At 60.5% G+C, this 17,425-nt stretch carries 16 protein-coding genes and 4 pseudogenes; 18 read left to right on the forward strand and 2 right to left on the reverse strand.

Annotated features, from left to right (window positions below; all coding sequences use genetic code 11):
• Window positions 1-87: 87 nt before the first annotated feature.
• A complete protein-coding gene (locus OMP40_RS17970; RefSeq protein WP_338131211.1) occupies window positions 88-870 on the reverse strand; it encodes a helix-turn-helix domain-containing protein in 783 nt (260 codons plus the stop codon).
• Window positions 871-1,111: 241 nt separating this feature from the next.
• On the opposite strand from OMP40_RS17970, the gene OMP40_RS17975 reads away from it, so the two are divergent.
• The 12 genes and pseudogenes from OMP40_RS17975 to OMP40_RS18030 all read left to right on the forward strand — a co-directional run bounded on the left by OMP40_RS17975 (window position 1,112) and on the right by OMP40_RS18030 (window position 11,670).
• Window positions 1,112-1,423 (forward strand): MazG-like family protein, encoded by a 312-nt coding sequence (locus OMP40_RS17975; RefSeq protein WP_420871997.1) that lies wholly within the window; start codon window positions 1,112-1,114, stop codon window positions 1,421-1,423.
• A gap of 7 nt (window positions 1,424-1,430) precedes the next feature.
• Window positions 1,431-2,336, forward strand: a complete 906-nt coding sequence (locus OMP40_RS17980) for a DUF2232 domain-containing protein (RefSeq protein ID WP_277533478.1) — start codon at window positions 1,431-1,433, stop codon at window positions 2,334-2,336.
• 15 nt (window positions 2,337-2,351) lie between these two features.
• Window positions 2,352-4,322: a DHH family phosphoesterase gene (locus tag OMP40_RS17985; RefSeq protein WP_277533479.1), complete on the forward strand. Its 1,971-nt coding sequence runs from the start codon at window positions 2,352-2,354 to the stop codon at window positions 4,320-4,322.
• Window positions 4,319-4,762: a 50S ribosomal protein L9 gene (gene rplI / locus OMP40_RS17990; RefSeq protein WP_217596516.1), complete on the forward strand. Its 444-nt coding sequence runs from the start codon at window positions 4,319-4,321 to the stop codon at window positions 4,760-4,762. Before OMP40_RS17985 ends, rplI begins: the two co-directional genes overlap by 4 nt.
• Window positions 4,763-4,766: 4 nt before the next feature.
• A complete protein-coding gene (dnaB, locus tag OMP40_RS17995) occupies window positions 4,767-6,143 on the forward strand; it encodes a replicative DNA helicase (protein WP_090116839.1) in 1,377 nt (458 codons plus the stop codon).
• 264 nt (window positions 6,144-6,407) lie between these two features.
• Window positions 6,408-7,695 (forward strand): annotated as a pseudogene (locus OMP40_RS18000) (adenylosuccinate synthase).
• Between the two features lie 190 nt (window positions 7,696-7,885).
• Window positions 7,886-8,305, forward strand: coding sequence for a GntR family transcriptional regulator (locus tag OMP40_RS18005; protein WP_277533485.1), 420 nt, complete (start codon window positions 7,886-7,888; stop codon window positions 8,303-8,305).
• A 10-nt stretch (window positions 8,306-8,315) separates the two neighbouring features.
• On the forward strand, window positions 8,316-9,155 hold the full coding sequence (locus OMP40_RS18010; protein WP_277533487.1) for an ABC transporter ATP-binding protein: 840 nt from the start codon (window positions 8,316-8,318) through the stop codon (window positions 9,153-9,155).
• Window positions 9,145-9,567, forward strand: coding sequence for a hypothetical protein (locus tag OMP40_RS18015; protein ID WP_277533489.1), 423 nt, complete (start codon window positions 9,145-9,147; stop codon window positions 9,565-9,567). The genes OMP40_RS18010 and OMP40_RS18015 overlap by 11 nt, the downstream gene beginning before the upstream one ends.
• The gene (locus OMP40_RS18020; protein ID WP_277533492.1) at window positions 9,530-10,021 is read left to right on the forward strand and encodes a hypothetical protein; all 492 of its coding nucleotides are present in this window, start codon (window positions 9,530-9,532) and stop codon (window positions 10,019-10,021) included. Before OMP40_RS18015 ends, OMP40_RS18020 begins: the two co-directional genes overlap by 38 nt.
• Entirely contained in the window at window positions 10,011-10,208 is a 198-nt protein-coding gene (locus tag OMP40_RS18025) for a hypothetical protein (protein ID WP_277533494.1), read from the forward strand. The genes OMP40_RS18020 and OMP40_RS18025 overlap by 11 nt, the downstream gene beginning before the upstream one ends.
• Before the next feature lie 691 nt (window positions 10,209-10,899).
• Window positions 10,900-11,670, forward strand: coding sequence for a hypothetical protein (locus OMP40_RS18030; protein ID WP_277533496.1), 771 nt, complete (start codon window positions 10,900-10,902; stop codon window positions 11,668-11,670).
• A 294-nt stretch (window positions 11,671-11,964) separates the two neighbouring features.
• Here OMP40_RS18030 and OMP40_RS18035 read toward each other — a convergent pair whose 3' ends face one another.
• Entirely contained in the window at window positions 11,965-12,288 is a 324-nt protein-coding gene (locus OMP40_RS18035; RefSeq protein ID WP_277533497.1) for a hypothetical protein, read from the reverse strand.
• A gap of 1 nt (window position 12,289) precedes the next feature.
• On the opposite strand from OMP40_RS18035, the gene OMP40_RS18040 reads away from it, so the two are divergent.
• From OMP40_RS18040 to OMP40_RS18060, 6 genes and pseudogenes are all read left to right on the forward strand, one after another.
• Complete coding sequence (locus tag OMP40_RS18040) at window positions 12,290-13,357, forward strand: LysM peptidoglycan-binding domain-containing M23 family metallopeptidase (protein ID WP_277533499.1); 1,068 nt, start codon at window positions 12,290-12,292, stop codon at window positions 13,355-13,357.
• Window positions 13,358-13,507: 150 nt separating this feature from the next.
• Window positions 13,508-14,237: pseudogene (gene yycF, locus OMP40_RS18045) on the forward strand (response regulator YycF); the annotation flags it as partial.
• Between the two features lie 9 nt (window positions 14,238-14,246).
• Window positions 14,247-16,080 (forward strand): annotated as a pseudogene (locus tag OMP40_RS18050) (ATP-binding protein).
• A 50-nt stretch (window positions 16,081-16,130) separates the two neighbouring features.
• Window positions 16,131-16,508 (forward strand): annotated as a pseudogene (yycH, locus tag OMP40_RS41905) (two-component system activity regulator YycH); the annotation flags it as partial.
• Window positions 16,509-16,515: 7 nt separating this feature from the next.
• A complete protein-coding gene (gene yycH, locus OMP40_RS40205; protein ID WP_338131172.1) occupies window positions 16,516-17,154 on the forward strand; it encodes a two-component system activity regulator YycH in 639 nt (212 codons plus the stop codon).
• The gene (locus tag OMP40_RS18060; RefSeq protein ID WP_338131173.1) at window positions 17,114-17,374 is read left to right on the forward strand and encodes a hypothetical protein; all 261 of its coding nucleotides are present in this window, start codon (window positions 17,114-17,116) and stop codon (window positions 17,372-17,374) included. The genes yycH (OMP40_RS40205) and OMP40_RS18060 overlap by 41 nt, the downstream gene beginning before the upstream one ends.
• Window positions 17,375-17,425: the final 51 nt, after the last annotated feature.

Below are 17,425 nucleotides of genomic sequence, written 5' to 3' on the forward strand. Positions count from 1 at the left end.
TCCTTCGCGGCCGGGTTATGGTTCCCGTGGGGGATAAGGGAATCATACCTGCCGGGGCGATAAAAAAATTGGACAAAACCGTCCATTTTATAAATAAGAGGAGCCGGCGAGATCGTGGTGGAATTCGCTTACCTTCATCGCGATGTGCTTCGGGCTCACCCACGAAAACAGCTTCATGTCGCGGATAAAATGAGACTGGTCATAGTAGTTGAGCGCGTAAGCGACGTCCGCCAACCGTTCGTACTGCCCCGAGTGCATCATTCGCAGCGCTTCGTTGACGCGCCTGACGCGAATGAACAAATGCGGCGGCATGCCGACGACGCGGGCGAAGCGCTTTTGAAATTGACGCTCGGAGATGGATAGCGAAGTCGTGAGATCCTGTACGGCGATCGTGCCGATCTGTTCGCGGATCATGCGGAGAGATCGCTCGACAAGCTCGTCCCGTCTGCCGCTCAGCTCCAGCTTGCCTGCGAGGAAACGATGGAGCAGGCCGAGACGTTCTTCGTTCGAAGCCGCTTCGACGAGCGCCCGCTCCAGTTCCGACGCGCCGAACTGGCCGGGAAATAACAGACGCTGGAGATGACCGCCCGCATCCCACCCGAACAGGCTGTAAAGCGCATGGGGCTTGAACACGACCTGGATCGTGGTGTACGGCTTCGCTTTAAACCGCATGATGCTCGGCTCCGAGCCTTGTCCGTGAAGAAACAGAGCGGGAAGATCCGCGGCTTGACCGGAACGAATGGCGATCATGTCGATCGCGGCAGTCCGGTCCGCGGCCATCTGGTACACCATGCCGGGGTATCCGCTCGGACAAACCTTGACTTCCAGCGGACGATTGCCTGCATATTCGGCGATCCGAAAGCATTCGATATCCCGGCTTAACGAATCGGGGGGGCGGCGCGACGATAAATTGGATGGTTTTCATAACGATTATTTTACCGGAATTTTCACGGGGGGATGTAAATTTATCGTGTGCCTTCGCGCCGGTCCGACTAGCAAATGCCATTGTTGGAGCGGCGAGTTTATGTGCTATAATGATGGATACAGCTTTGGCGCGATATTCGCATGCGGCAGCCGTCAGACAGGGATTTTTTCGGAGGAGGGACACGACTTGTCTTCAATCGATCAGAATCTGGATGTCGCCGGGCGAGCCCGGTCTATCGAATGGCTTAAGAGCGAGGTGCTGGATCAGGTGTCCCGCCTGTTCAAGGCCATGTGGGAGGGCAGCGCCGCGCGTATCACCGACAGTCTGTCAGGACTTATCGCGAGCGCTTATATTCTTGGACGCCGGCTGGGCATCTCCTACCGCGACCTCGACAAGGCGGTCGAAGACAAGCTTAGCCGCCTGAAGCAGGAGGGACATCAGCTGGAGGAGCAGTACCGCGACCTCTCGGCGTTGGAAGAACACATTCGCAAGAGGTGAAAACTCGTTGAACTCGGCCTTGAAGTCGCTGGCCTGGAGTGCCGTGGCGCTGCTGATGCTGCTCAGCGTCGCTACCCCGTTGAGCGGTATTACGATATTTCTGTTGATGACGCCGATGGTCGTGCTCTATACGATGCTGCGGCCCGTTTCGTTTGCCGTCCATATCGCTTGCATTGCCGTGCTGGCTTTTCTCATCCTCGGCAGCTCCGGGGCGCTGGCGCTTACGTTCGGATTTTTCTTTCTCGTGCCTTCGATCGTCATGGGGCATTTATACAAAAAGCGGGTGGCCGCCAAGACCGTCGTCACCGTAGGCTTCATCATCCTGCTCGCGCAGCTGGTGACGGAGCTGACGCTGTTCTCGATCCAGTACGACATCGACTTCACCGCGCAGCTCGCATCCTTCCTGGACGAGCGCATCCAGCAGCTTCAGGCCAGCGACATGCTGACGGGGGACTGGACGGGCACCGCGCAGGCATTCGGCGAGGCCGTGGTGCGCCTGCTGCCGATGCTGCTCATGCTCTGCTCGTTTTTGCTGGCGATCGTCACGCACGGCATCTCCCGCAAGGTGCTCGCCTGGTCCGGCATCGTCGTGTCCGGACTGACGCCGATGCGCAGCTGGATGCTGCCCAAGAGCACGGTGCTGCTGTACGTGATCGTCTGGATCATTCAGTTTTCCATGCCCGCCGGCAGCTCCAACTTCTGGGCGGTGGCATCGGACAATGCGGTGCCCGTGCTGGACTTCCTGTTCCGCATTCAGGCGCTCGCGTTCTTCTTTTACCTGGCGCATCAGAAGAAGTGGTCGAACGTCGTGCCCGTTCTGATCGCGATCCCGTTGTTTCTCATTCAACCGTTGTATTTGATCGGTCTGCTGGATACGGCGTTTCCGCTGCGCCGGTATTTCGACAAGAAGTAGGGGAGCGAAGCGACAATGCCCAAATTTCTCGTTCAGCGGTGGCACGGCATGCACAATGTCTGGGCGCTCGCTCTCATCTTCTTGCTAACGGCCGCGCTGACCTGGTTCTACTGGCCGCTCGGGATCGTCGCGCTGGCGGCTGGAGGCGCCGTCGGCGTCTTCTCGCTGGTTGCGGAGCGGGCCTTTCGCAAGGAATGGAACGACTACGTGCTGACGCTTTCCTCCCGCATCCGGGGCGTCGGCACGGAAGTCGTCGGCGGGTTGCCCTTCGGCATCATTCTTTATAACGAAGACCGCGAGGTCGAATGGCACAACGGCTTTATATCCGGCATCGTGGAGCGGACGTCCGCCGTCGGCGCGCCGCTGTCGGAGCTGTTCCCCGGCATTCAGCAGGCGAAGGAAAAGGATAAGACGCTGGGCCGGTGGGAGACGACGCTGAACGGCCGCGTGTATGAGCTGCTGTTCCGCCCGACGGAGCGCATGCTGTTCGTCACGGACGTGACCGAGCATTGGACGCTGTCGAAGCGCTACGAGGACGAGAAGCTCGCCATCGGCATCGTGATGATGGACAATCTCGAAGAAGTCGCGCAGGGCATGGACGAACAGCAAAGGGCGCTCATGCTGTCCAAGGTGACGGGCGAGATCAACGAGTGGGCGCAGAAGTACGGCTTGTTCCTGCGCCGGCTGTCGTCCGACAAGTATATGGTCATCGCGAACCAGGCGGCGCTCAAGCAGCTGGAGCAGTCGAGGTTCGAGCTTCTCGACGAGGTGCGCGAGATCACGATGAACCTGAAGCTGCCGATGACGCTGTCGATCGGCTTCGCTTCGGGCGCGGATAACATCGCGGAGCTCGGCCAGCTGGCGCAGGGCAGCCTCGATATCGCGCTCGGCCGCGGCGGCGACCAGGCGGTGGTCAAGTTCGGCCAGCGGCAGAGCTTCTACGGCGGCAAGAGCAACGCCGTGGAGAAGCGCACCCGCGTGCGCGCGCGCGTCATCTCGCACGCGCTGCGCGACCTGATGAAGGAGAGCGACCATATCATCATCATGGGCCACCGGATGCCCGATATGGACTCCATCGGCGCGGCGATCGGGGTGCTCAAGGCGGCGCAGCACGTCGGCAAGGAAGCTTTCATCGTGCTCGAAGGCGTGAATCCCGCGATTCAGCGGATGATGCACATGCTCAAGGAAGACGAGAAGCTGATCCGCCGCTTCATCACGCCCGAGCAGGCGTCGCAGCTCACAGGCAAGCGCTCGCTGGCGGTCGTCGTCGACACCCACCGGGCGTCGATGGTCGCCGAGCCCAAGCTGCTCCAGCAGACGGACCGGATCGTCATCGTCGACCATCACAGGCGCAGCGAGGAGTTCATCGAGGACGCGGTGCTCGTATACATGGAGCCGTACGCCTCCTCGACGTGCGAGCTGGTGACCGAGCTGCTGCAGTACATTCACGAGCGGGTCGTGCTCGACGTGCGCGAAGCGACGGCGCTGCTCGCCGGCATCACGGTCGATACGAAGAGCTTCGCGATGCGCACCGGCTCGCGGACGTTCGAGGCGGCTTCGTTCCTCCGGCGCAACGGCGCCGACCCGGCACTTATACAGAAGATGCTAAAGGAAGACTTGGAAGAGTATATCAAGAAAGCGGAGATCATCCGCAACGCGGAGACGTACTACGACTATATCGCGATCGCGGTCGCAGACCCGGCGAAGCCCGTGCCGCAGCTGCTGATCGCGCAGTCGGCGGATACGCTGCTCAATATGACGGGCATCAAGGCGTCGTTCGTCATCGCCCAGCGTCCGGACGGCACGGTCGGCGTCAGCGCGCGGTCGCTCGGCCAGATGAACGTGCAGGTCGTCATGGAGCGTCTCGGCGGCGGCGGCCACCTGACGAACGCGGCTTGCCAGGCGCAGGGTACCGTTCAGGAGGTCGCGGCGAAGCTTAAGAAAGTGCTGAACGATATTAACGGGGAAGAGGGTCTTTTCGAATGAAAGTAATTTTCCTGCAGGACGTCAAGGGTCAAGGCAAGAAGGGCCAGGTCAAGGAAGTGTCGGAAGGCTACGCGCGCAATTTCCTGCTACCGAAGGGCTACGTACAGATCGCGACCGACGGCGCCAAGAAGACGCTCGACCAGATTCAGGCTTCCGTCGACAAGAAAAAGGCGCAGGAGAAAGAAGACGCCAAGGCGCTCGCGGCCAAGCTCGGCGAGATGACCGTCGTCATCAAGGCGAAGGCCGGCGAAGGCGGCCGCCTGTTCGGCGCCATCACGAGCAAGCAGATCGCCGAAGCGCTCGAGAAGCAGAAGATCACGGTCGACAAGCGCAAGATCGAGCTCGACGAACCGATCCGCACGCTCGGCGTCACCCAGGTGCCGCTCAAGCTGTATCCGGACGTCAAGGGTACGCTGAACGTGCAGGTCACGGAGGAATGACGGCATGAGCGAACGCGGCGATCAACTGACGTTCGATCGCGTACCGCCTCAGAACCTCGAAGCGGAGCAGGCGGTACTCGGCGCGATCCTGCTCGAATCCGAAGCGCTCATCACGGCGATGGAGCGGCTGAACACGGAGGACTTCTACAGCGTCGCCCACCAGCGGATCTTCGAGGCGATGGTCGATCTGAACGAGGACAATCAGCCGATGGACCTCATCACGATCACGGCGACGCTGCGCGATCGCGGTCAGTTGGAGGAAGTCGGCAGCGTCTCGTATCTCGCCAAGCTGGCGAGCGCGGTGCCGACGGCCGCGAACGTCGACTACTATGCGCAGATCGTCGAGGAAAAGGCGATGCTGCGCCGGCTCATCCGCACGGCGACGCAGATCGTATCCAGCGGCTATGCCTCCGAGGACGACGTCGGCGCGCTGCTGAACGACGCCGAGGCGCGTATCATGGAGCTGTCCAACCGCCGCGCCGCGCACGGCTTCATCAGCATCCGCGACGTGCTCATGGACGTGTTCGAGCGGGTCGAGTTTCTGTTCAACCACAAGGGCGGCACCACGGGCATCCCGAGCGGATTCATCGACCTGGACAAGATGACGTCGGGCTTCCAGCGCAACGATCTGATCATCGTGGCCGCCCGCCCTTCGGTCGGCAAGACCGCCTTCGCGCTCAATATCGCCCAGAACGTGGCGGTTCGCGCGCAGGAGACGGTCGCGATCTTCAGTCTCGAGATGTCGGCCGCGCAGCTCGTCCAGCGGATGATCTGCGCGGAGTCCAACGTGGACGCCGGCCGCATGCGGACCGGCTTCCTTGAAGGCGACGACTGGGAAAAGCTCTCGATGGCGATCGGCTCGCTGTCCGAGGCGCAAGTGTATATCGACGATACGCCGGGCATTACCGTAGCGGAGCTCCGCGCGAAGTGCCGCCGTCTCAAGAAGGAGAAGGGGCTCGGCATGATCCTGATCGACTACCTGCAGTTGATCCAGGGCCGCGGCAAGGCCGGGGAGAACCGGCAGCAGGAGGTCTCCGAGATCTCGCGTACGCTCAAGCAGATCGCGCGGGAGCTCGAGGTGCCGGTCATCGCGCTGTCGCAGCTGTCGCGGGGCGTCGAGCAGCGGCAGGACAAGCGGCCGATGATGTCCGACCTTCGGGAATCCGGCTCGATCGAGCAGGACGCCGACATCGTCGCGTTCCTGTACCGGGACGATTACTACAACCACGATACGGAGAAAAAGAACATCATCGAGATTATCATCGCCAAGCAGCGTAACGGACCCGTCGGCACCGTAGAGCTCGTCTTCCTGAAAAACTTCAACAAGTTCGTCAGTCTGGACCGGGCGCACGGGGAAGCGATGGTCGGCAGCGCTTCCTGATGACCAAAAACCGAACATTTCCGAACGATCATGAATCGTCTTTCCTGATCGTTCGGTTTTTTTTATTTGACTTGAACGCTTTAGCTTGCTAAACTAGACAATGCCGCGATAGCGGCCATTTGCCGTCCATCGGGGGGAGATGACTCCTTCCGGTGCGTTGTCGCGTGCGCTCGAACGAAGCGCCCCCGGCATCCTCGCATCCGTGCGGGCGGCATTTATCATGCCGGCTGGCCAAGCGCCGATACGCCGGATGGAGGGATTGCATTGTCTACAGTAGTCGTTGTAGGAACGCAGTGGGGGAGACGAAGGCAAAGGCAAGATCACGGACTTCCTGGCGGAAAAGGCAGACGTCGTCGCCCGCTACCAGGGGGGCAACAATGCCGGACATACGATCCTCATTCAGAACAAAAAGTATAAGCTGACCATGATTCCTTCGGGCATTTTTAACGAAAATAAGGTGTGCGTCATCGGCAACGGCATGGTCATCAACCCGGCCGCGCTGGTGGAGGAGCTCCAATATATCCGCGACAACGGCTTCAGCACGGAAAACCTGCGCATCAGCGACCGCGCGCACGTCATTATGCCGTACCATCTCGTCCTCGACGCACTCGAAGAGGACCGCAAGGCCGACAACAAGATCGGCACGACGCGCAAGGGCATCGGACCGTGCTACATGGACAAGGCCGCCCGCAACGGCATTCGCATCGCCGACCTGATGGATGCCGAGGAGTTCACGCTCAAGACGCGCCGTCTCGTCGAGGAGAAGAACCAGGTGATCGAGCAAATGTACGGCGGCGACAAGCTGGACGCCGAGCAGATCATCGCCGAGTACCTCAAGCTCGCCGAAGAGCTTCGCCCGCTCGTGACCGACACTTCCGTCGTCTTGAACGACGCGATCGACGCCGGTCAGAAGGTGCTTTTCGAAGGCGCCCAAGGCGTCATGCTCGACATCGACCAAGGCACGTATCCGTTCGTGACGAGCTCCAACCCGTCCGCGGGCGGCGTATGCATCGGGTCGGGCGTCGGCCCGTCGAAGATTCAGCAGGTCATCGGCGTCGCCAAGGCGTACACGACCCGCGTCGGCGACGGTCCGTTCCCGACCGAGCTGCATGACGATCTTGGCCAGTGGATCCGCGACAAGGGCCACGAGTACGGCACCGTCACCGGTCGTCCGCGCCGCGTCGGCTGGTTCGACAGCGTCGTCGTCCGACACGCCCGCCGCGTGAGCGGCATCACCGGCCTGTCGCTGAACTCGCTCGACGTGCTGAGCGGCCTCGAGACGGTGAAGATTTGCACCGCCTACAACTACCGCGGCCAGATCATCGAGCACTATCCGGCCAACCTCAAGATGCTCGCCGAGTGCGAAGCGGTCTACGAGGAGCTCCCGGGCTGGAGCGAAGACATCACGGGCGCCAAGACGCTCGAGGATCTGCCGGAGAATACCCGCCGCTACGTGCAGCGCGTCTCCGAGCTGACCGGCATCCCGATCGCGATCTTCTCCGTCGGGCGCAACCGCGAGCAGACGAACCAGGTCGCGGAGATTTACGTATAATCGCAAGCGCCAAGCTGCCATAACCCCTGGCGATATTAAAGCTCTCTTGCCCTCCCTCGCGGATGGGCGAGAGAGCTTTTTGATTTCCCGGAAGAGGTTTGCATGCCATTTTTTATAATTGTATAATGTGTACTAGTTAAAGTGGTACACGATGAAATGGCATACATGAAGGAGCTGACCCGCTTGGCCTATGATACGCATCGATGAGAGAAGTCCGACGCCGATCTACGAGCAGATCGTGCAGAGCTTCAAAGCGCTGATCGCCAAGGGCGCGCTGGCGGAAGGCGATCGCATCCCTTCCGTACGGGAGCTGTCGGCGACGCTGCTCGTCAATCACAACACGGTGGCCAAGTCGTACCAGGAGCTCGAACGCCAGGGCGTCATCGTGTCGCTGCGGGGCAAAGGCGCGTTCGTGGCGAAGGCCGCGGAGGAGCCCGGCATGGAGCGGGAGCGCTTGCTGCGGTTAAGGGACGAACTACGACGCATCGCGGTCGAGGCCCATCATCTGGGTGTCGGAAGCGATCGTCTGCTGGCATGGCTGACGGAAGAAATGCAACAATACGGGAGGGATCGAGATGCTCGAGGCGAGCCATCTACGCAAGAGGATTGACGGTAAACCGGTGCTGACAAACGTTAGCTTCGAGCTCGGAGAGGGCCGGGTAGCCGGTTTGATCGGGCGCAACGGCGCTGGCAAAACGACGCTTCTCAAGGTGCTGTCCGGCATCCTCGACCCCGACGGCGGAGAGGTGATATTCGAAGGCAGGTCCGTCCACCGGGAGCCGGAAGTCAAGCGCGAGCTGGTTTTCATTCCGGACACGCCTGAGGCATGGTACGGCTATACGGGTTGGGGAGCCGCTTATATGTTCGGCCAGATTTATCCCCGCTTCGATCCCTTGTACTTCAAAGAGACGATGATCCGGTTCGGCCTGCCGCTCGAACGCAACATTCGCCATTTCTCCAAAGGCATGCGGATGATGTTCAGCACCGCGCTGGGCTTGTCTACGCGCGCGAAGCTCGTACTGCTGGACGAGCCGACCAACGGCATTGATCCGATTGCCAAAAAGCAGGTACTCACCCTGCTCATGGAGGCGGCGGCGGACGGTATGTCGCTCATCGTCTCGTCGCATCTGCTTGAGGAGTTGGAGCGGATGACCGATACGATTTTGCTTATGAGATCGGGCAGCGTAGAGACGCATGCCTCGGAAAGCGTCGCCGAAGGTATCGTGACGAAGCTGCAGGTTGTCTTTCAGGGCGAGGCGCCCGAAGCGTGGCTGCGATCGCCAGACGTGCGGGTGCTCGACCATATCGGACGCGTCTATACGCTGCTGTTGAACGGCGCTTCCGGCAGTGTCGCCGTCGCCGAGCTGGAGGCGATGAATCCGCTGCTGATCGAGCCGCTGGCCGTACGGCTCGAAGATTTGTACGTGTGGAAGCTTGGAGGCGAACCGAATGTGGATTAAAGCGAATGCCTGGCTTCATAGCATGCGGCCGCTCCTCGGCAGAGAATATGCGCAGGCGCGGCTATTTATCTTTGCAGTGCCGATCGTACACTTTCTGACGCTGGGATTGCAGCGTATGAACCGCTGGTCATGGAGCGCGGATACGCCCCGAATGGTGAAGGTCTCGGTACACAATGGTCACAGTGTATATAGCTATATTTATAACTATGGCATTCACGAAGTGGCGGGACGATTCTGGCTGTTGCTGGCCGCCTTCGTGCTCGCGCTCGTACAGCTCGGCGTGGAGCGGCGCAACGGATCGCAGGAGCTGCTATTCTCCCTCCCGTACGCGCGCGGCCGCATCTTTTTTAGCCAAGTGGCTCTTCGGCGCTGCGTTGTTCGGAGGCTCGCTTCTGGCGAATACGCTGATTGACGCCGTCGTCGTGGCTGCCTCGCCCGCTTCGCACTACTGGCGTCTCGACTACTTCGCCATTCAGTTCAGCTATTCGTTGCTTGTCGTGTTGGCCGGCTACTCCTTTGCGCTGCTCATCGGAGCGTTTACGGGAAGTGTCGCCTCCCAGACGATTCTGACCTGGGCATTGGTCGCGTTTCCGATCTTATTCATCGAACTGCTCGATTTTTCGTTGCAGGCGCATGGGATTTATATGTCTCGACAAGGCGGGTCCGAATCCTATTCGCCGCTCATGTGGGGAGATTTTCTGCGAGTATGGTTTAACTTCTTTAGTTATACGTCAGTGCAATACGAGGCGATCACGTGGTCACAAGCACTGTCGTTGCTGGTTATCACCATCGCGAGCTTTGCCGGGGGGCCTCTTCGCGTACAAGCGCAATCCGACGGAGAACAACGGCAAGCTGATGTTATTTAAAAGCGGCGAGTCGGTATTGCGGTGGGGCTTCATCCTCTGCGCTTCAATGTTGACGGGCACGCTCGGCATGCAATGGTTCGGTCTAAGCGCGGGCGAACGGATCGGCTACGACATCGGGTTTGTGCTGGGCTGCGTGCTGAGCGTATGGATCATGCGCAAGCTGCTGCGCTTACGTTTCAAGTACTAAACGTGCCTCGCGCACGCGGGAAGATTAGCCGGTTTACGCCTTTTAAACGATATCCCCTTCGGTCAGGACACGGGTTTCCGCGGCTGGTGAAGGGGATTTTTTTGATTAAGATGAATGTATAGTATAAACATCACAAATTACAGGCTGCATTAATCTTACGGGGACGGTAGGAGGGAAGATTAGTAGGTTGGTGCAAATTACAACTGACAGTAGCCGTTGAAAGCAAGTTAGACTGGGGAACCGGACCCAGGGGGCGCTATTTCGTAAAAACAGGTTTCTATTGCGGTCGGTTCGGACTGGAGGGACCTTAAAAACCGGGATCAAGTCTAAAAACATTGGAAACCCTGCAATAGCGTCCGCTGAGTCCGCAAGCATGGGGCGAATGGCGATTTAAACAAGAATAAAGGCTCCTCGGTCCGCCTCCCACGCGCGAATATAAAATGCCGGGTATTTACGTCAGAGTCCGTTAATCGCCGAACCCCTGACGGAAGGGGATACCGTTAAAAGGTGCGAAAAGGCCATGTTCCTGACCGAAGGGGATACCGTTCAAACGCTGCAAAGGGACTGTTCCTGACCGAAGGGGATACCGTTCAAACGCATTGCGGCGCTATTATTTGTCCCGGGCGGAATGCCGATCCCGCGGGTTGCCCATACTGATGCTATGAATCTTCATAGAGTAGGAGGGCGCATCATGTGGAAGTGGGTCGGTTGGGCGGGACAATTGATCGGAGCGGCGCTGCTCGTCAGCTTCTTGAGCATCTGGACGACGGGCTATATCGTGACGAGCTACGTGCAAACGGCGTTAAAGGATTACGGCGTTACGCTTGACGAGCAACCGTTCGCGATGAGCGGCGTATGGGGCAAGCTGTGGGGGGCGGACGGCGAGAAGAACGCGGCGCAGGAGGAAACGGGGACGCAAGCCGGCGGAGACGCCGACGCGCAGGCGTCCGGCACGTCGCCGGCACCGACGGAGACGCCCGAAGCAGCTGCGGGAACAACGCCGAGCGACGAGGGAGCGACAGCCTCAACCGATACGGGAACGGCTGCAGGGATCGACGCGGCGACGCCAACGCCAGGCGACCAGTCGGAGAGCGTGCCTTCGCCGGAGCCGGGACCGGAGCCCAGCGGTTCGGTGACGAACGGACAAGCGAATGGGCAAGCGGGGGCCTCGCCGGACGGAACGAACGAAGGCGAACTGCAAGGCGACGGGGCGATGCCTGTGTGGAATGGAGACGACGGCGCCTCGGCCGTCTCCGGACTGTCGGACGAGGAGAAGCAGCAGATTTACTCTGTCGTCGTCAGCAAGCTGACCAGCGATCAACTGGCCCAGCTCACGGGGTTGATTCGCAACGGCCTGACCGCCGAGGAAGTGCCCCAACTGGAAGCGCTGTTTAAGCCCATATTGAGCGACGAAGAATACGCCACGATGATGGAGGCGCTGAAGGCGCCGCAGGCGCAATAGTTTTTCAGATGAGAGAATTCTAAGCGCCGTTTCATTGATAGCCCGCTAGACGCTATGCTACAGTGTTGAAGATGTCGCTTTTTGTAAAGCGGCCATCCATCTTACATAGCGATCAAGGAGTTATCTATGATTAACGGCAGCAGAAGCAAGCGGATTGCGGGAGCCGTCAAGGGAGCGGCCGTCTGGATCAAGCGCCGGGCGGGACGCAAGACCGCGATCGCCTTATGCGCGGCGGTCGTCGCGGCAGGCGGAGGCACGGTGCTCGTCAAGCAGCATATCGAGGCCCACACGTTGTCATATTCGGAAGTATGGATCGGCGGCGAGCACATCGGGGACGTCGGCGACCGCAATGTCATCGAACGCAGCGTCGCCGCGAAGGCGGCCGAACTGGCGCAAGCTGGCGGCGATATTTTGTACGAAATTGATGACGGGCAAATCACGTACAAGGATGCCGAAGCCTACGGCAAAGAGCTCGACGACGCGGCAGTCGCCGCCGAGGTAGGCGCCAAGCTGAAGACGCATCCGACCGGCGTCAAGCTGGTGGTCGACGGCAAGGCGATCGCGGTCGTTCGGGATCAAGCGACGGCCGCGCGCGTCCTGGAGCGGATCAAGGCGCACTATGCGCCGGCCCCTCCGGCAGCGGCAAGCCGCGAAAAACGCGAAGAAGGCGGCTCCCAAGGAAGTCCAGTCGCTGTCCTTCGGCGCCCGATCTTCGGCGACCGGCGACGAGCTTTCCGCTGCGAGCGGCGGACAAGCGACGGCGCCTGGCGAGGACGCGGCGCCAGCGGCCGATGCCAGCGCGACCTTCGAGGAGACGGTCGCCATCGGAGAGCCGGCCGAGATCGACGCCGGCCAGGTCGAAGACGACGAAGCGCTCGTCAAACGGCTGATCGCGGGACATACCGTGCAGCGCGTCTACACGGTGAAGGCCGGCGATTGCATCGGCTGCATCGCGGACGAGCAGCAGGTATCCGAGGATGTGATTTACCAGAACAATCCTTGGATCGAGAACGACAAGATCAAGATCGGCGACCAACTGAACCTGACCGTCCAGGAGCCGCTCTTGAACGTCCGCTCGGAAGAGACCGTGACGCAGACGGAGACGATCGACGCGCCGCTCGAGATTCGCAAGACGGACGAGCTCAAAGCGGGCATATCGAAGATCGTCAGACCCGGGTCCGACGGCAAGCGGATCGTCACCTACAAGCTGCTTCGGCGCAACGGGCTCGTCGTCGAAGAAGAGCAGGTATCGACCAAGGTGGTGACGCCCGCCCTCTCCACCGTCATGCTGAAGGGCACGAAGGTGACGCCGAGCGAAGGCTCCGGCAAGTTCATCTGGCCGGTAGCGGGCCACAAAATCACGAGCTACTACGGCAAACGATGGGGAAGGCTGCACAAGGGCTTCGACATGGTCGGCTCCAGCAGCGTAAAGGCCGCCGATAACGGCGTCGTCGAGCTCGCGGACGACAGCATGAGCGGCTACGGCAATGCCATCATTATCAATCATAACAACGGTTATAAGACGCTGTACGGTCATCTGAGCAAGATTAACGTCAAGGCCGGTCAAGTCGTCGAGCAGGGCGAAGCCATCGGCGTGATGGGCAATACGGGCCATTCCTTCGGCACGCATCTGCACTTCGAAGTCTACTTGAACGGCAAGCTGAAGAACCCCGCGGATTATTTGTAAACATTTACCCATAGAAACGCCCTTCGAAACGCACGTTTCGGAGGGCGTTCGCTGTTGGGCAGAAACCGAGGGTATGTTAAAATAAGGCTAATCATAGCCGCCGGACGATTGAGATCCGAGGAAGCGGGACAGGGATACGGAGGCCAGCGCATGCCGGGCAAAATTCTGGTCGTGGACGACGAGCGGCCGATCGCCGATATATTGAAGTTCAACCTGGAAAAAGAGGGCTACGAGGTCATCTGCGCCTTTGACGGCGGAGAGGCCGTGCAGCTCGCGTTCGAGCACGACCCGGACTTGATTCTCCTCGACCTGATGCTGCCGGTCAAGGACGGCATGGACGTCTGCCGCGAGGTGCGCAGCCGGCTGTCGACGCCGATCATCATGCTGACGGCCAAGGATACCGAGCTGGACAAGGTGCTCGGTCTCGAACTCGGCGCGGACGACTACGTGACCAAGCCGTTCGGCACGCGGGAGCTGCTCGCGCGCGTCAAGGCGCATCTGCGCCGCCAGCGCAAGCTGGACGAGCCGCGCGGGGGGAGCGGAGCAAGAGGCGGAGCCGGAGCGGCAGGGACTCAAGCTGTTCAATCTTTTTATCGATACGGATATGTACGTCGTCTACAAGAACGGCCAGCCGCTCGACCTCACGCATCGCGAATTCGAGCTCGTGCACTATCTGGCGCGCAACAGCGGCAAGGTCATGACGCGCGAGCATCTGCTGCAGGCCGTATGGGGCTTCGAATACTTCGGCGACGTACGGACGGTAGACGTGACGATCCGGCGGCTCAGAGAGAAGCTGGAGGACGATCCGAGCAAGCCTGAGCTGATCATGACCCGCAGAGGCCTCGGCTATCTGATGCGCAGTCCCAAGATGGCGGGCGGGTACGGGGGGATGAAGCTGTTCGCGCCGCTGCGCACGATTCAGGCGAAGCTGATCATGATGGTGCTCCTGCTCATTCTTATCGCGGTGCAGTTAATCGGCGTTTACTTTATCAGCACGATGAAGAAGTCGCTCATCGACAGCTTCACGTCCAATATCAATACGCAGGCGCAGCTGCTCGCCTTGATGCTCGGCACGGGCGAGTTCGCCAAGCAGGACGGCGAGGGCAACCGCTCCGACGAAGCCATCGAGTCGCTCAAGCAGCTGGTCGGCAGCCTCTTCAACCAAAACGGAACCGAGACCCAGGTGCTCGACGCCAGCGGTCGCGTGCTCTCCACCTCGCTGGAGTCCCATCAGAGCTATATCGGACGCAAAAATACGTCGCTGCTCGTGAGCCGCGCGCTCCAGGGCATCAGCGACAATACCGGCGAGCTGATCGACGAGGACCGCATCCGCAAAAAAGGTCATCGCCAAGCCGATCCTCAGCGGCGACAGGGTGATCGGCGCCGTCTACGTCGTTGCCGCCATGTCCGATCTCTACGATACGGTGGAGCGAATCAACCGCATTTTCGTCTCCGGGATGTTGCTCGCGCTCGGATTGACGGCGGTGCTGGGCATTCTGCTGTCCGGCACGATCACGTCCCCGATCAAGGCGCTCACGTTGCAAGTGACCGCCGTAGCCGAAGGCCGCTTCGACGAGCGCGTGCCGATCCTGGGCAACGACGAGATTGGACAGCTCAGTTCGGCGTTCAACGAGATGACCGAGCGGCTTAGCGAGGCGCTATCCATTAACGAAGAGGAGAACGAGAAGCTCTCGTCCATTCTCTCGAACATGAACGACGGCGTGCTGGCCACGGACGAGATCGGACGCGTCATCGTCGCCAACCGCCGAGCCCGTATGATGCTCGGGCAGGAGGCAATCGAAGGAATGACGTTGTCCGAGTGCCTGGCCATCGACAAGGCCGCCATCGCCGGCACGCTCGAAGGCAAGGAGTCGACCCGCCTCATCTCGCGCGCGCAGGATGTCAGCGAGGAAGAGCTCGTCTTCCGCGCGTCGCTCACGCCGATCCGGCGCAGGGACAAGGGCGTGGTCGGCGTCATCGCCGTCCTGCACGACGTCACCGAGGCGGAGAAGCTCGACAATTCGCGGCGCGAGTTCGTCGCGAACGTCTCGCATGAGCTGCGCACGCCGCTTACGACGATCAAGAGCTATACCGAAGCGCTCGACGACGGCGCGCTCGCCGAGCCGCCGCTCGCGGAGCGCTTCGTCGGCGTCATCCGGAGCGAGACGGAGCGCATGATTCGGCTCGTCAATGACCTGCTCCATCTGTCGCGCTTCGACTCCAAGCAGGCGCAGCTCCGTCGCCAGATGACCGACGTCGGCGAGATGATGGAGGACGTCGTCGATCGCTTTTCGCTGCAACTGCGGCAGAAGGCGATCACGGTCAAGGTCGAGGTCGATCCGAACCTGGCCAAGGTATGGATCGACCGCGACGGCATCGACCAGGTGCTCGACAACGTCGTTTCCAACGCGATCAAGTACACCCTCGACGGCGGATCGGTTCGCTTGACCGCCGGCCCCACCGAATCGGGTCAGCTCTCGATCGCCGTACGCGATACGGGCATCGGCATTCCCAAAAAAGATCTGGCGCATATTTTCGACCGCTTCTACCGCGTGGACAAGGCGCGCTCGCGCAATATGGGCGGCACTGGACTCGGCCTGTCGATTGCCCGGGAAATCGTCCGCGCCAACGGCGGCAGCATTCTCCTGGATTCCGAGCCGGGGGTGGGCACGATCGTGACGGTCACGCTTCCGATGGTGCAGGAAGGAAGTGAGTATGCTTGATCGATAAAGTCAAATCCGTCGCGCTCGCGCTGCTCGTCGTCCTCAGCCTGGTGCAGAGCTACTTCCTGGCCTATAGCATGCCGAACCTGGAGACGCAGGTAAAGACCGAGCAGGACTACGTCAAGACTGAGGAGCTCGGCCCCGAGGAAAAGGTCGAGAACCTGCTCTTCCCGGAGTCGCTCGTTATTCATATGGGGCAGGACAAGCACACCGTTTTCTATCCGCACGATACCTTCTACAGAATGGTGCTGGACAAGCTGTCGAGCAGGGAGTTTAAAAGCTTTCAGCGGGCCGAGGCGAGCGCGATCGATTGGGAGCAGGTGCGTCGGCAGGACGAGGGCATCGAGATCCGCTTCGGGCGGGATATCCCTTTCCCGATGCTCCAGCGCGCGTTCAAAGGCATCGACGGCGAGGCGCTCCTCTCGGAGGGCGAAGTTGACCGGATCTGGATCTTCGCGCGTCCGGACAGCGGGGGAGGTGCGCAGCTTCTTCCTGAACGCCGACGGTACCGAAGTGTACGAGGCGGCACAGGTCGATCTGACCGCGCAGGACGTCGAGCAAAGCGTCGGCTTCGGCCAGTACTGGAAGCCGTTCAGTTACTGGGCGAACGGCGTCTACGTGCCGGACCAGTCGCTCGCGCTGAGCCGTGTGGAGGTGAGCTTCACCAAATATACGGCCGATCAGATGAAGCGCAATCTGTTCATCGATCCGACGACGACGAAGATGATGGAGGACAGCCAGGACGGCGCGCAGATTTATACGGACACCAAACGCGGGCTCAAGGTCGAGCAGGGCGGCGGCTGGCTGTCCTACAAAGATCCGGTCGCGCGGGCCGAAGGGCGGGACGATCCCGCCGAGAACATCACGTCGGCCGTCCAATTCGTCAATCAGCACGGGGGGATGGAACGGGACGTTTCGCCTGACGCAAGCGCCGGGCACGACCGGGGCGGAAGACGCCGACCCGTCGATACGGTTCCAGCAATATTACGGCGATGTACCGCTCCTCTCCGAAGGCGAATTCAGGTTCGGTTATATGCAGCTTGCCGTGCAGCAGGGCGTCGTCAGCTCTTATGAACGGTCGCTGCTCGTACTGGGGGACAAAGTCGGGACGGCGCAGCCGTATAACCTGATTTCAGGCAATCAGCTGCTGGTTAAAATCCGTCAAGCGGCGGGAGGGCAGCAGGTCGATGCGCTGTTCCCGGCATATCGAACGACTTTGGCGCAGGACAAGCTGGCGCTGGATCCGGTATGGGCGATTCGCATGGCAAGCGGCGAAGTACGCCTTGCCGACTGATCCGGGCTGCAAAGGCAATTTCCTTGGAAAGGGGGAGCGAAGGTGGACTGG

This window comes from Cohnella rhizosphaerae, assembly GCF_029525575.1.
GTDB classification, from domain to species: domain Bacteria; phylum Bacillota; class Bacilli; order Paenibacillales; family Paenibacillaceae; genus Cohnella; species Cohnella rhizosphaerae.